The following is an 18,366-nucleotide window of genomic DNA, read 5'->3' as shown; positions in this document are numbered from 1 at the left end:
ATGGAATTTAATAGGGGTGTGTTTTACTTTTTATATCGCCTTTATCATTCGATTCGATGAAAAACTACCTGAATACATTCATATATATTTTAAAACATTACCTTTTCTTATTGCTATTGTCTTTGGCACATTTATCCCCATGCGTCAATTATCGGGAATGTGGCGTTATTACAGTATTCATGACGTATGGAAAACTGTTCTAGCTTGTTTTATTGCCATTCTTATATTTTCTGTACTTATTAAAGGAGAAGTTTTTTATAAAGGCTCATTTTCAAGAACGGTACTGATTGCAGAGTTTATTCTATTAACGGGTTGGTGTACCGGGAGTCGTGCCTTTATACGAGCTTTTCGAGAAAAACGTCGATCCTATATACTCAAACGCCGAGAATACATTTCTCGTGTTATGATTTGTGGATCAAGCTTAGAAGCTGACACATTAATTCGTAGTTGTTCGAAACATTTTAATGGTCTATTTTGTGGTGTTTTCACTGAAGAAACTGATTTAGCAGGTCGCAGTATTCATGGTGTACCCATTTATACCGGTACTTACGAAAGCCTCATTCAAAAAGTCAAAAATTGGGATATAACTGATTTACACCTCTTAGATCCTTATAATAAACCACAAGCAATTAACGATTTGTTAGATCTCGCTGCTAAAGCAGGTATATCGCCGAAATTCAGAACTATCCCTTCATTAAAAGATCTAGCGAGTGGTGAAATTAGCACCTCAATGATTCGAGATGTTGATGTAATTGATCTACTCGGACGTGATGAAGCTCAATTAGATCGTACAAAAACCTCTGTATTAATTAAAGGTCATAAAATCCTGATTACTGGTGCAGGCGGCAGTATCGGATCTGAACTTTGTCGTCAAATTTTATCCTATGAACCTAAACTGATTGTGCTATTTGAGTCCTCCGAAATTGCCTTATATACCATTGAAAAAGAATTAAGAGGCCAATATCCTAAGGCCATTATTGTCCCCATTGCAGGTGATATCCGTTATAAGGAAGAAATTAAAGCGGCTATTAACAAAGTGAATGGTATCGACCTCATCTATCATGCTGCAGCTTATAAACACGTCCCCTTAATGGAATCTAACCCCAGTGCTGCCTTTAGAAATAATGTCATTGGGACTTCCAATTTAGCAAACATTGCAGAAGAAATGAAAGTGAAGCGTTTTGTTATGATATCATCCGACAAGGCGGTTCGTCCCTCAAATATTATGGGTTCCACTAAACGAATTGCTGAACGAATATTACAAGAGCGAGAATTTAAAGGAACAGAATTTGTCGCTGTTCGCTTTGGCAATGTTTTAGGTTCATCTGGCTCAGTTATTCCACTATTTAAGAAGCAAATTAAAGAAGGCAAGTCTATAACTGTAACTTCTCCTGAAATGAGACGCTTTTTCATGACCATTCCTGAGGCAGTAGATTTAGTACTCATGTCTGGGGCTATTGCTCAACCCTCACAAATCATGGTTCTCGAAATGGGCGAAGCCGTCAAGATATATGATCTTGCAGTTCGTTTAATCGAACTCTCTGGTTTAACACCGCATGAAGATATCAAAATAGAGTTTTGTGGCTTGCGACCAGGAGAAAAGGAATACGAAGAAATTCTCACTGAAGATGAAAATGTTATCGAAACGGAATATGATCGAATCTGGTTAATGCAAAAAGATCAAAATAAACAACGTGGACAGAGTATTGACTTAAATAGAATTAAAGAATTGATTTCTATTAATGATCTTCAAGAGTTCAAAAATTTGATACATGAATATGTACCTGAGAATACAATTAAGTAATTCAAAAATCCAAGGGCATAGTGGGCAAGAGTAAGCTCAAGGGATCTTGAGCTAAGTCATCATATGATAAAGCTCCCTTAGTACTCAAAGAGATGTTTTATTGACAGACTTTAATAACTTTTTTAAGTACTGACCATAAGTTGTTTTACTTAAGCTATCCGCTATCTCATTGACTTTATTTGCACTAAGCCACTTACGTTCCAAGGCAATTTCCTCTAAGCAAGCAATTTTTAGACCTTGACGGTGCTCGAGAGTTTGTACAAATTGACTCGCCTGTAAAAGGCTATCATGAGTCCCTGTATCTAACCAGGCATAACCACGACCTAATAAGTCCACGTTTAAATCGCCTCTTTTGAGGTATTCTTGATTGATACTCGTTATTTCTAATTCGCCACGCGACGAGGGCTTGATATTCTTAGCAATTCCAATGACATCATTATCATAGAAATAGAGTCCTGTAACGGCATAGTTGGATTTTGGTTGACTTGGTTTTTCTTCAATGGAAATGGCGGTGCCCTTGTCATCAAAATCTACAATTCCAAACTCTTTTGCGACTTCATCATTCACCCAATAACCAAAAATTGTAGCTCCTTGCTTTTGTTGAATTGCCTTCGCTAGTTTTTTCGGTAAGTCTGAACCATAGAAAATATTATCTCCAAGCACTAAAGCGACAGAGTCTTTTCCAATAAAGTCTTCGCCGATGATAAAGGCTTGAGCCAAGCCATCTGGAGACGGCTGAACTTCATAAGTCAATTGTATGCCAAAATTTGAACCATCACCCAGTAATCGCTTAAAGCTCAGCTGATCTTCTGGCGTGGTAATGATTAGAATATCTCTAACCCCCGCTAGCATTAAAACTGATAAGGGATAATAAATCATCGGTTTATCATAGACCGGTAATAACTGCTTAGATACACCTAGAGTGACAGGATGTAAACGAGTACCTGATCCACCAGCTAAAATTATTCCTTTCATGTCGCTAAACTCCTTGATTGTACATCAACTCTTTGTTAGAAAATTAAATCTATGTATGTCCACCTATCAAAGATGAGCACATTTATAAATAACCCATAATAAAGGATATTATGCTTTGCATACGAGAAGAACGCCGTCCCGCTTTATGGGTAATATGCTTTGCATACGAGAAGGACGCCGTCCCTCTCGAGGTACTGCCGTACGGGCCAATAATTTTTATCCACCTGTGTGGCAACACCCCCTTAACCATCCCAACACTAGTCGCTGCGCTCCTATGCTTAGTTGAACAGAGTGCTATATTCAATTCATCTGCCTGGTCAAGGAGTGAGCAATCCTTCACCTGGCGATCGGGGGCGGCGCCCCGTATATACTTTAGGGAACAACTATCTTTCTAAAGCTGCTTTACCTATGGGGTAAACATTAAAGCCGATCTCGTAAAGCTCTTGAGGGTTAATAATATTCCTACCATCAAAAATGAAGGCGGGCTTATTCATATTCGCATAAATTTTCTTATAATCCAAATCCTTATAGGCTTGCCATTCAGTTAGGATACAGACCGCATCAGCCCCTTTACAGGCCTCGTAGGGATCTTCTTCTAAAACTACATCTAAACCATCAAGATCATGCTTGGCTTGCTTTAAAGCTTTTGGATCCGAGACATAAACCCGCGCTCGTTCTTCTACGAGCTGCTTCACAATTATTATGGCGGGGCTCTCACGGGTATCCCCCGTATTAGCTTTAAAAGCAAAACCCAAAGCAGTGATTTTTTTGTCTGAGACAGTGTTAAACATGGTGGCAATAATTTTATCGACAAAGCGCGTTTGCTGATAGTCATTCATAATGACGACTTGGTCCCAGTAATCGGCGACTTCGTTTAAACCATAATGACGACAAATATAGACCAAGTTTAAGATATCTTTTTTAAAGCATGAGCCACCAAAACCAACCGAGGCATTGAGGAATTTTGCACCTATACGAGAATCCATTGAGATTGCTTTTGAGACCTCAGTGATATCTGCCTCCGTTTTTTCACAGAGTGCTGAAATACTATTGATGGAACTCACTCGTTGAGCTAAAAAGGCATTGGCGACTAATTTAGAGAGTTCCGATGACCAGGTATTTGTCGTTAGAATTTTTTCGGGACTCACCCAATTCGAATAGATCTCCACTAAGTCAGCAATGGCTTTTTGCCCCGTTTCATTTTCTCTGCCACCAATTAAAACGCGATCCGGGTTCTGGAGATCGTTAATGGCTGTACCTTCGGCTAAAAATTCGGGGTTTGATAAGACTTCAAAATGGTAGTCACTTTCACCTGAATGTAAGATTTTCTCTAGCGCTTCTGCAGTTCTTACGGGGAGGGTCGATTTTTCAACCACAATGAGGTCGCGCTTGGCATACTTCCTTATAGAGCGTGCGCATTTACCTATGAACTCGAGATTAGCCGCTACTCCAGCTCCTTTGCCAAAAGTCTTTGTCGGCGTATTCACTGAAACAAAGACCACATCGGCTTTCGCTATATTTTTTTCGATTTCAGTCGAGAAAAATAAATTACGGCCTCTTGCAACTTTAACCACATCAAGTAATTCAGGTTCATAGATGGGTAAATCATCTGTTTGCCAAGCTTTGATACGATCTTCATTGAGGTCCACCACCGTAACATTGATATGGGGGCATTTTTCAGCAATCACTGACATGGTAGGCCCGCCGACATAACCGGCACCAATACAAACAATTTCTTTAATACTCATAATTTCTTAGCTCTCTATTATCTGTCTAAAATATTCAATAGTGGGTTTCAAGCCTTCACTTAAAGTGATTTTCGGCTCCCAGTTTAAGTGTTTTTTGGCGAATGTATTATCAGGTCTACGTCGATTGGGGTCATCCGCGGGTAATTCTCTAAAAACTAAAGTGCTTTTACTATTGATTTGGGTGAGTACTTCTTGGGCTAATTGCTTGATGGTAAATTCCCCTGGGTTGCCGATATTAATAGGTCCCGTAATACTATCATCTGAATTCATCAAAGTTATCATACCAGTTATGAGGTCATCGACGTAACAGAATGAGCGGGTTTGTGATCCATCACCATATATAGTTATATCTTCACCCTTCAAAGCCTGAACAATAAAATTACTGACAACTCGACCATCATAGGGATCCATATTTGGCCCGTAGGTATTAAAAATTCTCATTACCTTTATTTTCACTTTGTGTTGACGGTAGTAGTCAAAAAATAAAGTTTCTGCACACCGTTTTCCTTCATCATAGCAGGCTCGTATGCCAATGGGATTGACATCTCCGTGATAGGATTCGGGCTGAGGGTGAACTTTGGGATCACCATAAACCTCGGAAGTAGAAGCCTGTAAAATTTTGGCATGATTTCTTTTGGCCAAACCGAGCATATTGATACTACCCAAAACACAGGTTTTCGTGGTGCTCACTGGATTTGCCTGATATTGAGGTGGGGAAGCAGGACAAGCTAGATTATATATTTCATCCGCTTCTAAACGAATAGGGTCGCAAATATCATGGCGGATAAATTCAAAGCGAGGATTATCAAGGAATTTGTAAATATTCTCTTTGTAGCCCGTCTGTAAGTTATCTAGACAGATAACATTATGCCCTTGGTCTAAAAGTCTTTCGCATAAATGTGAGCCTAAAAAACCAGCGCCACCCGTTACGATTATATTTTTCTTTTTCTGGTCCATCGTCATCGTCCATTTACACCTTAGGTATAATAAGTTTTCCAAGGTAGATTTAATTCTCTACATAAAATTGACTCAAATTAATACTTAATCAATTGGAGCTTGCCTTAAAGCTCCATTTTTTAAAATAAATCACCGCGGATTTAATCGATATCCATGTGAGTTTAAGTGATTGATGGGATGCCCTACTCCACTTGTGGATAATTTTCGCTTGTGGAAAAAAGACACATTAGAATTTTTACGGCAACGGCGAGTACTATCGGATTCTCTGAATACACACAAAAAAATCCTCAAAAGTTTCGATTCCCTTATAGATCTCTGAGCGAAACAACATAAAGCAGACCGGTATATATATAGAGAGAGGGGGGTACTAAACGGAATTACTCATAATCTTTATCTAACATGATCTAAGCATCCATTTTTTTTTCTTGATCAAAGCTGATTTCTGGATAAAGCTAGGGAGAAATCTACTTACAAACAATGTAAACAAATAAGGTCCTCAAGGCTTATTGTTTTCTTCAGTAGTCTTTGACTCATCCCCTGTCCTTAGGGATTGCGAACTTTGCAAAAAACAAGTCCAATACCATTAGTATTTTATTGCTAGCTACTCCGAATGTGAGCCCCGTCATCCTTGACCTAAGCCCTGAAATTTTCAATTCCTCATCGCATCAAATAGAACTTCTACTGGATGCAAGGCTTCCCTATCAGCGAGGTCCTTTACTTGATGACGGCAGCTTGTGCCTGAAGCAACTAAGATGACCTGCTCATGCATTTGTTTTACGTGGGGAATTAGTGTCAAATTGGCTATTTTTTCTGACATTACTTCATGCTCATCTTCATAGCCAAAAGAACCCGCCATTCCACAACAGCCCGAACTAATTAATTTCACATTAAAGTTCTTTGGAATGCTCAATGCTCGGGTCAAAGTCTCCGGCTTGGCTAAAGATTTTTGAAAACAATGGGCATGAATCTCTATACTTTTGACTTCATCGGTAAATAAGCCCTCTGCTATCTCGCTAGAGATAGTTGATAAAAATTCATCCAATAAATAGCTATGCTGAGCCATTTCTTTCGCCTCTTGTTTTTGCGCTCCTCGCAAAATATCTATATATTCATCTCTGAAACAAAGCAGCGTCGATGGCTCCAAGCCTATCAAGGGTGTCTCACTACTCACTAGGCGAGAGAACACCTGAACATTCCTCTCCGCACAACGCTTGCCATGATCTAAGACACCTTTGGAAAAAGCTGCACGTCCACTCTCTGCATGCTCGGGGCACAAAACTGCATAGCCCAAATGATTGAGGAGTTTCACTGCCTTAATGGCAAGGTCACTCTCATAATAATCACTTACTTCATCTACGAAAAAGTAGACTTTCTTTGTAAAGCCCTCTTGAACATGTGTACGAAACCACGACCTAAATGATTTTTGACTCAAAGTCGGCAAATCTCTTTTTTGCGACAAACGCAAAAAGCTCTTAACAAATTTTTGTTTATTTAAGAAATTAAACAGCCTAGGAAAATAGGCCCCTACACTCACAATTTGATGCGAGTGCGCAATTATTAAGGATCGCAAAGAAAAACCCTGATGTTTACTTTTTTGATAGAGAAATTCAGATTTCAATTTTGCCATATCCACATTGGAAGGGCACTCGGACTTACAGGCCTTACATGATAGGCAACTATCCATCACATCCGCTATCTCGGGGTGCTCAAAAGGACTCTTCACAAATGGTTTTCTCAAATACTCCCGTAGAATATTGGCACGCGCTCTCGTCGTGTATTGCTCTGCTTTTTCAGCCATGAAAGAAGGACACATCGTACCGCCCATCAAAGCAGATTTACGACAATCACCAGAACCATTACAGAATTCTGCCGCAGGTAAGTAACCCTGCTCGTGAGAAAAGTCATAGAGATTCTCAAATTCAGGCGTTAGCTCACCAGCTTGATAACGCAAATCTTGATCCATCGCTGGAGTATTAACTATCTTGCCCTTATTATAAATATTATTGGGATCAAAAACTTGCTTGACTTCGAGTAAGAAAGAATAGACCTTTTTACCCAAAATAGATTCAATGAATTCGCCTCTCAAACGGCCATCGCCATGCTCACCACTAAGAGAACCACGATATTTTTTTACCAAATGCACAATTGCCTCGGCAATCTCACGAAATTGACGATGCCCCGCTACTGTTTTTAAATCAATAATCGGCCGTAAATGCAGCTCCCCTGAGCCGGCATGAGCATAGTGAACACAGTACAAATTTTGAGCATCGAGAATTACATTAAATTCTTTAATATATTCAGGTAAGTCTGCTACTCTTACACAGGTATCCTCTATCACTGGCACGGCCTTGGCATCACCAGGAACATTGGAAAGCAAACCCAAACCAGCACTTCTCAAAGCCCAAACTTTGGCAATATCTTTCGCTTCGACAATAGAGTAAGTCGAGCATAAGCCTGACAAATCGAGCTCCTCACTGAGCTCATCCGACTTCCTCTTTAAGTCTTCTTCAGTCTCGGCATCCAGTTCTATCAACAATAAAGCTTCTGGATCCCCTTGAACAAAAAAACGCATATCCTTATACATGCGATTACCTGCGGTGCACTCGAGGATATAGCGATCCATTAATTCCACTGCCATCGGATCATACTTTAAACTAAGGATATTAGCTTCCAAAGCCTTGTTGATGTCATCAAAATGCGGACAGAGCAATAAACGAAACTTCGAAGGCAAAGGCTCTATCTCTAGCGTCATTTCAGTGACAAAAAGTAAAGTCCCTTCTGATCCGGCAATAAGCTTGGCTAGATTAAAATCTTCGCCTTCTTTAAAGAATGGCTTCATCGCAGCCAAAATATCTAAACCATAACCCGTATTCCTGCGATGGATCTCGGGATGGGGATAGGCCTTAATTATCTCTGCATGTGACTCTCTTAACCTATCAATCAGCTTGCGATAAACATCCCCTTCTAGACTTTCAAGGCTCAGTTTAGTTTCGAGCTCATACTCAGAGAGGCTTTTGAATTCCACTTCTAAACCATCACTTAAAAAACCTTTGACAGAAATCAACTTATCCCTTACACTTCCATACCGCAGTGAATTTTGTCCGCAGGAATTATTCCCTAGCATGCCACCCATCATCGCTCTATTTGCTGTTGAGGTTATAGGCCCAAAAAGTTTACCGTGTTTTTCTAATTGTTGATTTAATTCATTACGGACGACTCCCGCTTGAACTCGCACAAAGTTTTCTTCACTATTGATTTCTAGGACTTCAGTGAAATACTTAGAGACATCGACAATAATACCATCACCCACTACTTGGCCAGCCAAAGAAGTCCCTGCAGTACGAGGGATTAAACTGATTTTGTTTTTATGTGCAAATGCAATGAGCCGCTGTAGGTCAGCTTCATCCTTGGGGTAACAAACCGCTAAGGGCAGTTCTTTGTAGGCAGAAGCATCCGTCGAATAAAGAGTGCGCATTTTTTCATCAAGAAAAATCTCACCATTAAAATTCTTTATTAATCCATCAAACATCTGCAGCGCCACCCTAAATAAAATTGTCTTAAAACTAAGCTACTTAAGAAAAACAACAACTACATGATGCAAGCAAAGATCCACTTACCAAAAGTTTGCGTAAATTTCATTTATCATCACTTAAAACGATTACTCACAATAAAGGGCATGATGCTTTACCTACAGAGGGACACTGCCTCTCTCAAGCTCTCCCCGCAAGATACTGCCGTATGGGCACATGCTTTTTATCCGCCGGTCTGGCAAGACCCTTGACCAGGCGACTAAGAGTCGCTTGGCCCCGTTTAATGGGTAATCGTTTTAAATAACAAATTTTTGTCAAAAAATATGATTTGAGCCCGTAGTGTTATGAAGCTAATTAATTAAGGATTAAAATGAATAAATTCTACACTTTTTTACAGTTCCTGAGCTATGCCTCATGCATCACTTTATTCGCGGACAACGGACTCGCTCCTGAAGTCACCGACCTTAACGCAAAAGACATTTCCTATACACTAGAAAAAAAAATCCCTTATTTAGAGAAAGCTTTTATTAGCACAAAGCCCAAAGATAAAAATGATGGCATCAAAGTTGGCGATCTCAATAAAAACACATTGGATACACAGTTAATCCTAGGATTTTCCAAAGAAATTGCATCAAATAAACATAGCAATACTGATAGCCTACTCATTTACTACAAAAATCAGCTTTTGTTTGAATCATACTACAAACGCGGACGAGCTAATTATCCCCATTACCAAATGTCAATCACCAAGTCCTATACTGCACTAGCGATCGGCAGAGCCATTCAACTGGGTTATTTGAAAATGAGCGATCTTAATAAGCCCGTCATTAGCTTCCTTAAAGACATCGATCTAAAAAACTTAGCCGCTGGAACTGAAAGCATCAGCTTACATGAGGCGATGCATATGCGTTCAGGAATTCGTGTTGACAAGAGCAAAGCCAGCACGGTCATGAAAAATACTCCTGAAAAACTAAAAGGTCAGGGACAAATCCAAACATATATGGAACTTACCGCTCCAATCACAGAGGATAGTAAAACATTTAAATACCAAGGATCAGACCCCTCTATGGCCATGCAGGTGTTGGAAGCCGTAGTACCCGGCTCCGCTAAAGGTTTCATTAAAAGTGAATTGCTCATCCCTATGGGGATCAAGAATTATGGTTGGCAAGACGACATCAGCGGGCTCCCGAAATCTGCTGCTGGCTCATCTTTCCGCTCTAGAGATATGCTAAAAATGGGAATGCTGATTCTTCAAGAGGGACAATGGCAAGGAAAGCAACTTATCCCTACGGAGTTCATCAAAGTGGCTACAAGTGCTATTGATGTGAACGAGCAGAGAAGCTACGGTTATTTTTGGTGGGGTCATGATGTCCAAATTGGCAACAATACTTACCTATGTAAATCAGGTCGTGGCGCAGGAGGACAGTTCATCCTCATGTTTCCAGAAATAGAGCTCATCATTATCAGCACCGCTCATAATAAAGGCATGGGAAAAATGCTCTCTGAAGCTCCCAAAAGAGTCATCCCTGCCTTTATAAAGTAATACGATTAAGCACCTAAGGCCGTAAGTAGAGTGCGAAGCACTCAAATTTCCTGGTCCAGGGTCTTGCCAGACAGGCGGATAAAAAGCATTTGCTCATACGGCAGTATCTTGCAGGGGAGTTCTAATGAGTGGGAACTTAAGCACATGCCGACGCTATGTAGTATGGTAGCCATCGGATTTATCCGGTGGGTATTGTTAAAAACAATGATATTCATGCCGAAGGTATGAAGGAAACGCCCTGCAGCGTAGCTTCGGCACGCACGATGATATTATTCAAATACCACGGACTTAGGTCCATGGCTACATTCCTAAGCTCTTCGAGCTCAAATATCTGTCAATATCTCTTAAGTCCCTTATCATTAAGGTGGCGGGTACTGCCCAAAGCTATTAAATTTCTTTATATCCTCGGAGTAAACTCTTATGGTAAATGCGGGCGAGCCGCCCGCGCTCCCAGGTGATGATCTGCTTGTGAACTTCATGAATATCTCCCAAGTTTAAGCTTTAATACCTAATGATTAAAGTTTAAAAAAGGGGGAGTTTGAGAGGGAAATAGGCAACGCCTGACTTAAAAAAGAATATTATTCTTTAGCTACACTCATCGCGTAACCATGCTCTTTTAAAATCGCATGCTTACAAGCTTCACGATAGTCAACTTGCACCATCTCTGCTACCATTTCCTGTAGCGTGATCACGGGCTCCCATCCAAGCTTTTCTTTAGCTTTCGATGGATCACCAAGCAGAGTTTCCACCTCTGTAGGGCGATAATACTTAGGATCTACAGCGACAATTTTTTGACCGAGACTGAGACCCGGAGCTTTGTCACCTTCGATATTAATGACTATACCTATTTCTTGTTCATCTTTTCCCTGCCACTCAATAGTAATACCGAGTTCTTTAGCAGCAAAATCAACAAATTGGCGCACTGAATACTGGACGCCAGTAGCAATCACAAAATCATCTGGAGTTTCTTGTTGAAGCATCAACCATTGCATTTCCACATAATCTTTGGCATGGCCCCAATCACGTAAAGCATTCATATTACCGAGATATAAGCAGTCTTCTAAGCCCATTGCGATATTCGCAATCGCTCGAGTTATTTTACGCGTCACAAAAGTTTCACCACGGCGTGGCGATTCATGATTAAACAAAATTCCATTACAGGCATAAATGCCGTAGGCTTCACGGTAATTTACGCAAATCCAATAGGCGTACATCTTGGCTACTGCATAGGGTGAACGAGGATAAAATGGCGTTGTTTCCTTTTGGGGACTTTCACGAACATCTCCAAATAATTCAGAGGTAGATGCTTGATAAAACTTAGTTTTTTTCTCTAAACCAAGAAGACGTATCGCCTCTAACAAACGGATTGTACCCATGGCATCAACGTCCGCGGTATACTCAGGAGATTCAAACGATACTGCCACATGAGATTGAGCCCCTAAATTATAAATTTCATCCGGCTCAACATCTTTGATAATTCGAATCAAATTCGAGGAATCCGTTAAATCCCCGTAATGTAAAATGAAATTGCGATTATCTACATGAGGGTCCTGATATATATGATCAATTCTACCCGTATTAAACAATGAAGAACGACGTTTAATACCGTGCACCTCATAACCTTTCTCGAGTAAAAACTCAGCTAAATAAGAGCCATCTTGTCCGGTAACACCCGTAATTAGTGCTTTTTTTTGCATACACATTTCCTATTTATTAGATATCATCTCAAAAGATAAGCGTGCCCACTGACTTTCCAAACCGTACTTTGGCACAAAAAAGCCTCTGTATTAAATACAGAGGCAAGAAATTATAAAGATACTTAAGTGATTAAGCTTTCTTTTCTTTTTTATCTTCTTTTTTATCTTCTTTTTTCTCTTCAGACTCTTCAGCGTCGTCTGCAGGTTTTACTTTGTAAACACCTTTATTTGCTAGTGCGTTAAAGATTACAGTCATTTTCTTATAGCTATCAAGAAAACCTTCGTGAGACATGATCAGCTGTTCAACGTCCTGAGGCTTTTTACCGCCTTCAGCATCTTTGTCCAATTCGTAACGAAATAAATCCATACGGACATTACCAGAAATAGAAGCTACATTGGAAATTCCGTCTACATAATTTACGATCATAATTATTTCTCCTAATTATTATTTGTTATTATTATTTGTTGTTTCTGAATTTTTGCCTAAGTGGTAACCCACCACACGTCGAGATAGGTCACCCATAAAAAAACCGAGTCGTGCAAAAGCTACCACTTCATCATATAAGGCTGATATATATGCCGTTTCAGAGCTATATGCATCTGCCTGTGTATTTAATACATCAAACAAACTTCTACTAGATTTATCATACTGTTCTACGTAACCATCTGCAGTAAACTGAGACAGATCTTTCTGTTTATCTAGAATTTCTACATTACGTTTAAGTTTAGATAGTTCGATCCACGAGTCTTCCACATTCTCAAAAATAGTCCGTCTCACTGAATCCTTTAAACTACTTGAGGCATACAAACGACTTATGCTTGCTTGATAATTCTTCTTATCCTGAAAACCATTAAATAAATTCCAATTAGCCGTAAGTAATAAATTATATTCTTCATTTTCTGCATCTATGCCATTGGCGTAACGATCATAGGACGCCCCACCCTCTACAGCAATCTCTGGAGAAAATCTCGACTTAGCTCCTTGAACGCCGGCTCTTGCCTGTGTTATCTGACTATTGGCTCTTAATAAAGCCGGATGCTTTTCTGAAATGCTAAAAGCTTCAAAAAGTGTCTTTTCTATCTTAAAATCTTTAAGAGTCACATCTAAAAGGCCTAAGACTGGTGATTCACCAACTAATTGGCGATAACTAACCTTCGCTTGCTTTAAATGATTTTTTGATTGCACAATTCCATTTTCAGCTCGTAACAAACGTGATTCTGCCTGATATAAAGAAACTTTTGTTTCTCTTTTTGAATTAAATCTCTTTTTCACTTTGTCGTAAAGATCTTTATGTCTATCATAGTTATCTTCTGAGAGCAATAACAATTTTTGTTGTTTCAAAATCTCTACATAGGCAGATATAACAGAAAAACTAATCCCTTCTCGCGTTTCATCAAAGGTGTTGCGAGACTGAGATAACTGTTCATGATTTTGATCAATAATACTACCTCGTAACCCCCCATCAAAGAGTACTTGCCTAAGCCGAGCATTATACACTTCCAGAATCTCATTCTCAGTATTCTTGGCTCTACCATTAGCAGTAGAAATACGGTCTACACTCTTTTCTGGGCCGACATTAGCACTAACGTCTAGGGTAGGAAGCCAGGCTCCTTTGGATGATTCGTAAGAAAACTTTGAAGCATCTACAGTATACTTCTGACTCTGTAGTTCTGGGTGAGTTGTATGCGCTTTATACAAAGCATACTGCAGGGTGTTTTTCTCATAAGCTTTTTTCTCAATACTCTCTTCCTGAGCTAATCCAGAAATTGCGCTGAGTAGTAATAGCGAGTAACAAATTTTCATCGTTCAGTAAATACCGTGCTTTGTGCGTTATAAATAGGGGAAATAAAATAGTTCAATACTGAACGTTTTCCTGTTAAAATGTCCAATTGAGCGGTCATTCCTGGAATAACTTTGTTATTTTCATTCATTAAGAAGTTCTGATCGGTCTCTACTAAGACTTTATAGAAAGGTGCACCCGTGGCTTCGTCAGTATGAGTATCGGCTGAAATATGAGTCAAAGTACCATCCAAGCCACCATATACAGAATAATCATAAGCCGAAATTTTCACAATCACATGCATTCCCATTCTTAAAAAAGCAACTTCTTGTGGTGATACCATACCTTCTACCACTAATTTATCATCATCGGGGATGATTTCTAAAATAGGCTGACCAGGACTAACAACTCCTCCTTCATTCCTTTGAAAAACTTCATTAATCACACCATCAACTGGCGAGGTAATACGCGTACGTTTAACAGTGTCATCGAGAGAAGAAATTTTTTCTCTAACAGCGTTCAACTTTCCTTCATAATCTGCAATACTAGTGATGATTTCATTAAACCAATTAGCATCGAATTGATTTAAGGCTGATTCACTATCGACTAAGAGACCTTCTAGTTTCACTTTACTTTGTTTTCTACTCTCAATACTTCTGGTAATATCTCCCAAGCGATTTGATTCTAGTGATTGTAAGGATCCCTCTATATCCATAACTTGACGCTCAAGACGCAAGACCTCAACCATAGAAGCGGCACCATCTTTTTCTAAGTCTTTAGTTTGCTGCCACTCTTTACGCAAAATATTTTGATTCGAAGTCAAAGAAGTTTTTTGTGCTTGATAAATCTTTTTACGAGTCGTAAATAAACGTTGCTCTAAGGCAATCATTTCTTTATTGGCTGTTTCGATAACAGAAAAATCGGCTTCCACTTGATTCATTTCAGCTCTTAAACGAACTAGAGATAAATGCTGCTCCAATATCTCAACTTTTAAGTGCTTAATTTTTACATTATAGCCGCTTTTTAGTGAGGCATATTGATTATTTCTGGACTTAAATAAATTGCCTTGAGTCGCACACAAGCGCTTATCTACTTGCAGTTCTTCGCTAAAGCTTACTTTAGGAGACTTTGAATATTCAGCATATAAACGAGTCAGATTACACTTAATAGATCTATGATCTGCCTCCATTTCCTTAAAGGCTGATAAGTACTTACTATTATCGAGTTTGACTAGGAGGTCACCCTCTTTTACACTCTGGCCTTCTTTCGCATTCATTTTTGAAATAATTCCACCTTCCAAGTTTTGAATCACTTGAATTTCTTTAGATGGAACAGCTTTTCCCATTCCTCTGGTGATAATTTCAATTTCTGAAAAATGTGCCCAGAGAATTAAAAATACAACAAAAGAACCCATGGCGGTCAGAATGAAATAAGGTAACTTTCTGTTCCTATGCATAACGGCTGCATTGAGATCGGAAATGAATTGTTCATCTCCTGTCTGCAGCTTGTTCATTTCTTTTTTATCCATTACTTTTTCCCCTTATTCTGCAAAAGCTCTAAAACTTTATCTCGTGGGCCATCAGCAATCATGAGACCCTTATCCAAGACGATAATTCTATCGACTAATTGAAGCTCTCTCATTTTGTGAGTACTTAAAATCAAAGTTTTATCTTTAGTGAATTCTTTCATTTTCGCTAGGAATTCCGCCTCCGCACCAGTATCTAAAGATGAAGTTGGTTCATCCATAAGAATAATTGGAGGGTTTTTTGCTACCGCTTGAGCAATGGCCACTAATTGGCGCTGGCCGCCAGAAAGCTGTGAGCCACCTTCACCTACAGGAAGATCTAAGCCCATGGGTTGTGAGTTCAGCAATTTATCTAGGCCAGAAATACGCACAACTTCATCCAAGTCTTCATGTGATAAATGCGGATTGGCATAAAATAGATTATCGCGAACTGAGCCATCAAATAATTTTGCTTCTTGGGAAATACAGGACATGGCCTGACGCAAATCAGAGGCATCCACTTGGCGCGAATCCGTTCCATCCACTAAAATCTTACCTTCAGTTGGAGAATAGAGACCTAAAATCAAGCGCAAGAGTGTACTTTTACCCGAACTGACATTGCCGATAATACCGACTTTCTCACCTTTATTAATTTTAAAACTTACATTATCCAAAGCTCTAAAGATTTGATTGGGATAGGAAAAACCTACTTTTTCGAGAACCACTTCACCGCTGACCTCCGGACGACTTAAAAGTGAGGTGTCGGGGTCGCGCTCTTCTGGTAAACGCATAAAATTATCCACATTCTTATAAGCTTTACGTACGTACTGATAACGCACGAGTAAATTAATCCCAGTCACTAATGGACCTAAGGCACGACCACCTAAAATCACAACCGCCACCAATTGTCCCATGGTCATATTTTCATCGCGAATCAGATAAAAACCACCTATAACAACAAAAATGGAAACCATATTTTGAATAATGGATGAAATTGATAAAGTCACCGAGCTCGCAAATTTACTTTTCCTCGAAGTTTCGGATAAAACACCCGTATCCTGTTCCCATTTGTACTGAAAAAGCGATTGAGCATTCATCATGCGAATAATATCTAGGTTATTGACGACTTCCACTAAGCGACCTTGACGCCTCGCGCCTTCATCCATCGATTTACCTACGAGCATCTTCTGTAGAGGCTGAGCTAAGACATTGATTAGTAACAAGACCAGTGCACAAGCTACCAATACAAAAGTAAGTTTCCCTGCGATCAAGTAAATGAAAAACAAAATACAAAGTGCAAATGGCATATCTATAAGTGCCGTAAGCGTCATTGAAGTCATGAAATCTCTAATGGATTCGAAATCTTTGACAATCGAGGCGAAATGACCGGCTGAAGGTGGCTTATGAGTCATATTAACTCTCATCAGCTTCTCGTGAATTTTTGAGGAGAGAATCACTTCGACTCTTTGGGTAATCCGGTCTAGTGTTGCAGAGCGTACAGTTTTGAATACAAAGTCAAAGAAGAAGGCTCCAATGACGACCGCACTCAACATCCATAAAGTGGACTCTGCATTATTCGGCAACACTCTATCGTAAACCGTCATGATAAAAATGGAGGAATTCAAGGCAAATAAGTTAATAAAAACTGAGGCAACTAAAGCCCAAAAATACATTTTTTTGTAGCGGAGTAAAGTGGCAAAAAACCAGTTTTCTTTTTCTGTTCTCAATTCACTTTCCTGAAGATCCTGGAGTAGGATAGCAAAGCCCGACGAAAGCTCATTAAGCTCATCTGTACTTAAAACTCGTTCACACTTATACTGCACATCGTAAGTCGTGTACTGACCATCTTCAAAACTGTCGATGACGATTGCCGATTTATCCTTGCATATTACAATGAGAGGAAACAGTGAGGTCGAGAGTGATTCGACACCCCTTCTAACCACTTCGGATTTAAAACCGGCACGTATCGCCGCTCTTTTAAAACTTACCACATTTAACTGGCCATTTTCAAGAGGCAAGCCATCCTTAAGGGCACTTTCAGAATACAACCTAGATCGTCGTTTAGCTAATAAAGATAAACACGATGCCAAGTAATCAAAGTCATTAACACTCATTAATCAATCTCTTTTTTTTTTATGCGAAAGTATAGCACTGGCTAAAAAGCTTACAATTTTAGTAAGTGAAAAGTAATCCTTTTATTAAAAATAAAATCCTTAATCAACTACCGTCTATCACATAAAAAACACATAACCATACTCTAACGACCTGCATATAATAAATATATCCACTAAAAACACTGGCTAGTTACCGTCTTTCATCCATTACTATCGAAACCTGCAACTATTACTGCTATCGACAGACAAACCGAAAATCCGCCTAAGCATCAAACTCACATATAAACTGTGTTTACACATAAAAACCAACACCTGAGGACTCAACAAAGTCGTCTAGACTACTAACAAACCCCCTCCCTTTTGGCAGACTTTCTTATTATCTAAATTACATTAATAAATAGAGTTCAATTTGTACATCTTTAGCAAATCGTTAGGTATGTTCACCTGTTGCGGAATACAGATACTATAGTTGATTTTGAATTCATTTATAAAAAACGTCTTATCTCGACCCAACAAAGGCACACTCCCGTTACTGATAATATATTTCTTCTAAAAGACTCGTCATTTAGTTATCTATTTGGCATTCACAGTGAATACACATACCACCATAAGAAATCCACCAACAGTGGCCCTTAGAATCAATTAACTAATAACTGAAAATTAGCCACACACACTCGGGACAATCAATAAAAAAATCCAGCTTGGCCTAGAAG

Annotated in this window: 11 protein-coding genes; 2 read left to right on the top strand and 9 right to left on the bottom strand. The window is 39.3% G+C overall.

Annotated elements, in window-relative coordinates; translation table 11 throughout:
• The first annotated feature begins 16 nt into the window (after positions 1 to 16).
• Complete coding sequence (locus PQO03_RS15010; RefSeq protein WP_274154002.1) at positions 17 to 1,804, top strand: polysaccharide biosynthesis protein; 1,788 nt, start codon at positions 17 to 19, stop codon at positions 1,802 to 1,804.
• Positions 1,805 to 1,888: 84 nt separating this feature from the next.
• Here the strand turns inward: PQO03_RS15010 and rfbA are convergent, their stop codons facing one another.
• From rfbA to PQO03_RS14990, 4 genes are all read right to left on the bottom strand, one after another.
• A complete protein-coding gene (gene rfbA, locus PQO03_RS15005; RefSeq protein WP_274154001.1) occupies positions 1,889 to 2,779 on the bottom strand; it encodes a glucose-1-phosphate thymidylyltransferase RfbA in 891 nt (296 codons plus the stop codon).
• Positions 2,780 to 3,162: 383 nt separating this feature from the next.
• Positions 3,163 to 4,527, bottom strand: coding sequence for a nucleotide sugar dehydrogenase (locus PQO03_RS15000; RefSeq protein WP_274154000.1), 1,365 nt, complete (start codon positions 4,525 to 4,527; stop codon positions 3,163 to 3,165).
• A 6-nt stretch (positions 4,528 to 4,533) separates the two neighbouring features.
• Positions 4,534 to 5,484, bottom strand: coding sequence for a UDP-glucuronic acid decarboxylase family protein (locus PQO03_RS14995; protein ID WP_274153999.1), 951 nt, complete (start codon positions 5,482 to 5,484; stop codon positions 4,534 to 4,536).
• A 649-nt stretch (positions 5,485 to 6,133) separates the two neighbouring features.
• Entirely contained in the window at positions 6,134 to 9,013 is a 2,880-nt protein-coding gene (locus PQO03_RS14990) for an FAD-binding and (Fe-S)-binding domain-containing protein (RefSeq protein ID WP_274153998.1), read from the bottom strand.
• A 371-nt stretch (positions 9,014 to 9,384) separates the two neighbouring features.
• Here PQO03_RS14990 and PQO03_RS14985 point away from each other — a divergent pair, with 371 nt between their 5' ends.
• Positions 9,385 to 10,557 (top strand): serine hydrolase domain-containing protein, encoded by a 1,173-nt coding sequence (locus PQO03_RS14985; RefSeq protein ID WP_274153997.1) that lies wholly within the window; start codon positions 9,385 to 9,387, stop codon positions 10,555 to 10,557.
• Between the two features lie 578 nt (positions 10,558 to 11,135).
• Here the strand turns inward: PQO03_RS14985 and gmd are convergent.
• The 5 genes from gmd to PQO03_RS14960 all read right to left on the bottom strand — a co-directional run bounded on the left by gmd (position 11,136) and on the right by PQO03_RS14960 (position 17,653).
• Complete coding sequence (gene gmd / locus PQO03_RS14980; RefSeq protein WP_274153996.1) at positions 11,136 to 12,254, bottom strand: GDP-mannose 4,6-dehydratase; 1,119 nt, start codon at positions 12,252 to 12,254, stop codon at positions 11,136 to 11,138.
• A gap of 130 nt (positions 12,255 to 12,384) precedes the next feature.
• Entirely contained in the window at positions 12,385 to 12,681 is a 297-nt protein-coding gene (locus tag PQO03_RS14975; RefSeq protein WP_274153995.1) for a hypothetical protein, read from the bottom strand.
• A gap of 18 nt (positions 12,682 to 12,699) precedes the next feature.
• The gene (locus PQO03_RS14970; RefSeq protein WP_274153994.1) at positions 12,700 to 14,058 is read right to left on the bottom strand and encodes a TolC family protein; all 1,359 of its coding nucleotides are present in this window, start codon (positions 14,056 to 14,058) and stop codon (positions 12,700 to 12,702) included.
• Positions 14,055 to 15,563: an HlyD family type I secretion periplasmic adaptor subunit gene (locus tag PQO03_RS14965; protein WP_274153993.1), complete on the bottom strand. Its 1,509-nt coding sequence runs from the start codon at positions 15,561 to 15,563 to the stop codon at positions 14,055 to 14,057. Before PQO03_RS14965 ends, PQO03_RS14970 begins: the two co-directional genes overlap by 4 nt.
• Complete coding sequence (locus PQO03_RS14960; protein ID WP_274153992.1) at positions 15,563 to 17,653, bottom strand: type I secretion system permease/ATPase; 2,091 nt, start codon at positions 17,651 to 17,653, stop codon at positions 15,563 to 15,565. Before PQO03_RS14960 ends, PQO03_RS14965 begins: the two co-directional genes overlap by 1 nt.
• Between the last annotated feature and the right edge of the window lie 713 nt (positions 17,654 to 18,366).

Source organism: Lentisphaera profundi, assembly GCF_028728065.1.
Classification (GTDB): domain Bacteria; phylum Verrucomicrobiota; class Lentisphaeria; order Lentisphaerales; family Lentisphaeraceae; genus Lentisphaera; species Lentisphaera profundi.
This window is presented reverse-complemented; position numbering and strand designations above follow the sequence as displayed.

Coding starts and splice junctions, on each gene's coding strand:
- gmd (WP_274153996.1), bottom strand. CDS start 12,254: ATGCAAAAAAAAGCACTAATTACGGGTGTTACCGGACAAGATGGCTCT.
- PQO03_RS14970 (WP_274153994.1), bottom strand. CDS start 14,058: ATGAAAATTTGTTACTCGCTATTACTACTCAGCGCAATTTCTGGATTA.
- PQO03_RS14985 (WP_274153997.1), top strand. CDS start 9,385: ATGAATAAATTCTACACTTTTTTACAGTTCCTGAGCTATGCCTCATGC.
- rfbA (WP_274154001.1), bottom strand. CDS start 2,779: ATGAAAGGAATAATTTTAGCTGGTGGATCAGGTACTCGTTTACATCCT.
- PQO03_RS15000 (WP_274154000.1), bottom strand. CDS start 4,527: ATGAGTATTAAAGAAATTGTTTGTATTGGTGCCGGTTATGTCGGCGGG.
- PQO03_RS14995 (WP_274153999.1), bottom strand. CDS start 5,484: ATGGACCAGAAAAAGAAAAATATAATCGTAACGGGTGGCGCTGGTTTT.
- PQO03_RS14990 (WP_274153998.1), bottom strand. CDS start 9,013: ATGTTTGATGGATTAATAAAGAATTTTAATGGTGAGATTTTTCTTGAT.
- PQO03_RS14965 (WP_274153993.1), bottom strand. CDS start 15,563: ATGGATAAAAAAGAAATGAACAAGCTGCAGACAGGAGATGAACAATTC.
- PQO03_RS14975 (WP_274153995.1), bottom strand. CDS start 12,681: ATGATCGTAAATTATGTAGACGGAATTTCCAATGTAGCTTCTATTTCT.
- PQO03_RS14960 (WP_274153992.1), bottom strand. CDS start 17,653: ATGAGTGTTAATGACTTTGATTACTTGGCATCGTGTTTATCTTTATTA.